3 protein-coding genes are annotated in these 3,312 nt (G+C 45.6%); all 3 read right to left on the bottom strand.

The genetic code is table 11. From position 1 onward, the window contains the following. Positions 1-378: 378 nt before the first annotated feature. The 3 genes from WBA89_RS10335 to WBA89_RS10345 all read right to left on the bottom strand — a co-directional run bounded on the left by WBA89_RS10335 (position 379) and on the right by WBA89_RS10345 (position 3,053). Positions 379-987 (bottom strand): fasciclin domain-containing protein, encoded by a 609-nt coding sequence (locus tag WBA89_RS10335; protein ID WP_424406206.1) that lies wholly within the window; start codon positions 985-987, stop codon positions 379-381. Between the two features lie 166 nt (positions 988-1,153). Further along, positions 1,154-1,936: an MBL fold metallo-hydrolase gene (locus WBA89_RS10340; RefSeq protein WP_424406207.1), complete on the bottom strand. Its 783-nt coding sequence runs from the start codon at positions 1,934-1,936 to the stop codon at positions 1,154-1,156. A gap of 529 nt (positions 1,937-2,465) precedes the next feature. Continuing rightward, positions 2,466-3,053: an anthranilate synthase component II gene (locus WBA89_RS10345; RefSeq protein WP_424406208.1), complete on the bottom strand. Its 588-nt coding sequence runs from the start codon at positions 3,051-3,053 to the stop codon at positions 2,466-2,468. Between the last annotated feature and the right edge of the window lie 259 nt (positions 3,054-3,312).

Genomic DNA, 3,312 nt, shown 5'->3' on the forward strand with positions numbered 1-3,312 from the left:
GATTCCTTAGAAATTTTAGCAGAAATTATCCATCCCGAAATCTTCGATTTTAGCTATCGCGGTCAAGGTTGGCAGCCATTTTTGCCAGTACCTGCAGCTACTCAATAACACGCATAAACGGTTCGCGCGTGGAGACTTTATTCTGCAGTTTTAGAGCGGACTTTATACCATTTTTCTAAAGATGTGCTGTGGATCAAATCCGAAGCCCCCCCGTAATAAGGGGGGGTTGGGGGGGTAATATCTAGCGCTACTTTATGAAATTGGTATTAGTCCGCACTACGAACCAATTTGAGATCGATCGAAGATGGTATCGCGGGAGATTAGTTAATTGCCCGTTCCCTCAAATTCAGTTACATTAAAATGCAAAAAATGCTAATCCTACATCCCCTCGGGCGGCATCAAAACCTTGTCAATTACGTGAATAACGCCGTTGCTAGCTTTGATATCAGCTTTCACAACATTAGCGCCGCCGACTTTTACCTTGCCACCTTTAACTTCAACCTTCAGTTTGCTCTTTTCAACAGTTGTAACTTCATCGGACTTCAGGCTAGTAGATAAAACCGCACCAGGAACAACGTGGTAAGTTAAAATCTTAACAAGTTTGGCTTTGTTAGCTGGTTTCAGCAAATTTTCCAAAGTTCCTTTTGGCAAAGCAGCAAAAGCCGCGTCTGTCGGTGCAAAAACAGTGAAAGGGCCTTTTCCTTGTAAAGTTGTCACCAAACCTGCTGCTCCCAAAGCCTTTGTCAATGTGTTGAATTGAGCGTCGCCAGATGCAATAGCAACAATATCCTTAGTAGCGGCCATTGATGCCGGTGCAGCAGCGGGTTTCACATTTCCTGCAAGTTGTTGAGTTTGAGCTGCATTAGCAACAGTTGTATTGGGGTTGATGTGAGCCCAAGCCGGGAAACCAATCAACGCGCTAGCGCCAATTACTCCTGCAAAACCTGTGAATTTTTTGCTCCAGCTAGGTACATTTTGATTTTTCATTGGGCTGAGATTTCCTTATGAGAATAAAAGAGTGAACATGAATACTTGTGTTAGCCAAATTACCCCAAAAGATCGGGTTGCAAAGGCTAACGTATAGAGAAAATTTTCTGGGATTTTCGATCGCACCAAAACTCCCTTAATATAACGTAAACTTAGCGAAAAAGTGTCAAGTGCTAAATCGGTAACTCAAAACCTCAATCACCGAACCAGTTTGGGGCAAGTCAGCGGGTTTAATCGAAATCGTGTCATTATTCAATCGGCGCACCGGCGTACCATCCATCAGCGCCAAGAAGTCATCTAGCGGCACTAAATCGCACGCTGCTGCATCGGCGGCTTGGGTTTTGTAATGCGTGGGAATCACCATCTTTGGTTTGAGAATCTGCAAAGTTTGCTTCGCTTCCGCCGGAGTGTATGATTTCGGCCCGCCGCCCACGGGAATCAGCACCACATCCGGCCGCCCGATCAAGATTTGTTCTTCAATGCCGATCGCGCCAGCAACTCCACCCAAGTGTAAAATCTTAATACCCGCTTGCTGCCAGAGCCAAGCCACATTCACCCCAAATCGCCTGCCGCCCTCCCGGTCTTTTTCCGTGCGAATCCCTTGAATCCGCAGCCCGTTCGATCGATAAGCCCCAGGCTCATACAAAAGGCCGGGATTGCCGGAAAATCCGTCCACCGCCCCTTCATCGAGCAATCTGCTGCTAATCAGAATCAAATCAGTGGACACTTTGGGAGAACGATAGCCAGCCGTACAGCCCAGGGGGCGAAAAGGATTCACCAGCACCCTCGCACCGCCACCGGCGAACAAAAAGCAAGTGTGGCCCAACCACTGAACCGATAAAGAATCAGCAGTTTGAGCTTGATAGCTTTCCCATCCAGATGGTAAACCAGTTGCTATAGCGGCTAGCAAACCCGTCTGTGCGTAACGTATTAATTGTCGCCGTTTCATCTTGTGGTTGCGGTTGTCGGGTGTTGGTCGTCTGTTGTTATACCACAAAACACAGTGAGTCGATTTTAGATTTGAGATTTTAGGTTTGAGATTTATATTGTGTGCGATCAATTAACAGCACTACAATATGGAGCGCGCGTGCGGACTTGCATACGCTTGCTTGCGGACTTAATACCATTTTTCTAAAGATGTGCTATGGATGAAGTCTTAGCCCCCCCTTAATAAGCTATGCTTTATAAACATCTTTCTTAACAATTTTGAAAGCCTTGTACAGCAAGGCTTTTAAGATAAGTTTTGACACAAGCCCAAACAATTTAACAACTTTGTTTATTGAAAACAGCTTGCGTTTATTGAGAATTGGCAATCGAGGAATAAGGGTTTGATAGCCTCGATCGCGATCGCTCTGGAATGTTAAGAAAGATCCTTATAACGCATAGCTTAATAAGGGGGGGTTGGGGGGTAATATCTAGCGCTGCTTTATGAAATTGGTATAAGTCCGCACGCGCGATCGGAAGAGCCTTCTTGCTTCTTAAAGTCTTTCTAAGAAATTTCGCAATAACTGCTTTCCCGAAGCAGTCAAAATACTTTCCGGGTGAAACTGTACCCCTTCAATGTGCGGATATTCCCGATGGCGCACGCCCATAATCGTGCCATCTTCAACCCAAGCCGTAATTTCCAAAACCTCTGGACAACTCTGCTTTTCAATTACCAAACTGTGATAGCGAGTTGCAACCATCGGCGATTCCACTCCCACAAAAACTCCTACTCCTGCGTGTTCTACCTGAGAAGTTTTGCCGTGCATCAACACTGGTGCAGAAACAATTTTGCCGCCGAATACTTGACCGATACTTTGATGTCCGAGACACACGCCCAAAATTGGCATAGTCGGCCCCAATTCTTTGATTAATTCTAGAGAAATTCCCGCATCTTCCGGCCGCCCAGGGCCTGGAGAAATCACTACGGCTGCTGGCTGCAATTGTCGAATTTCTGCTAAGGAGATTTGATCGTTGCGGTAGACTTGAACTTCCCTGGCTGCGGGCAACTCGGCACCTAGTTCTCCTAGATACTGTACCAAATTGTAGGTAAAACTGTCGTAGTTATCGATGACTATAATCACTGGTTAATTGGGATTTTTGGTTAGAGATTTTTGGTGGGAGATTGATATCAAATCCTGTTCGGTAGCCTCTGAACGATCGAACCGCGAAGACGCTTGCAATGCGTTAGAAAGGACGTACATCTTCTGATTTCTATGACTTCGCGTTCGCGTGCCTCGCGGTTCATTCGATATTACCACCTATTAGTTATCATTCTGATACAACCGGATTTGATATGACTGGCTGTTTGAATGCAATAGGAATGAAAATTTTAGAGATACG

Origin of the sequence: Microcoleus sp., assembly GCF_049646505.1 — a bacterium.
Classification (GTDB): domain Bacteria; phylum Cyanobacteriota; class Cyanobacteriia; order Cyanobacteriales; family Microcoleaceae; genus Microcoleus.

Coding starts and splice junctions, on each gene's coding strand:
- WBA89_RS10335 (WP_424406206.1), bottom strand. CDS start 987: ATGAAAAATCAAAATGTACCTAGCTGGAGCAAAAAATTCACAGGTTTT.
- WBA89_RS10340 (WP_424406207.1), bottom strand. CDS start 1,936: ATGAAACGGCGACAATTAATACGTTACGCACAGACGGGTTTGCTAGCC.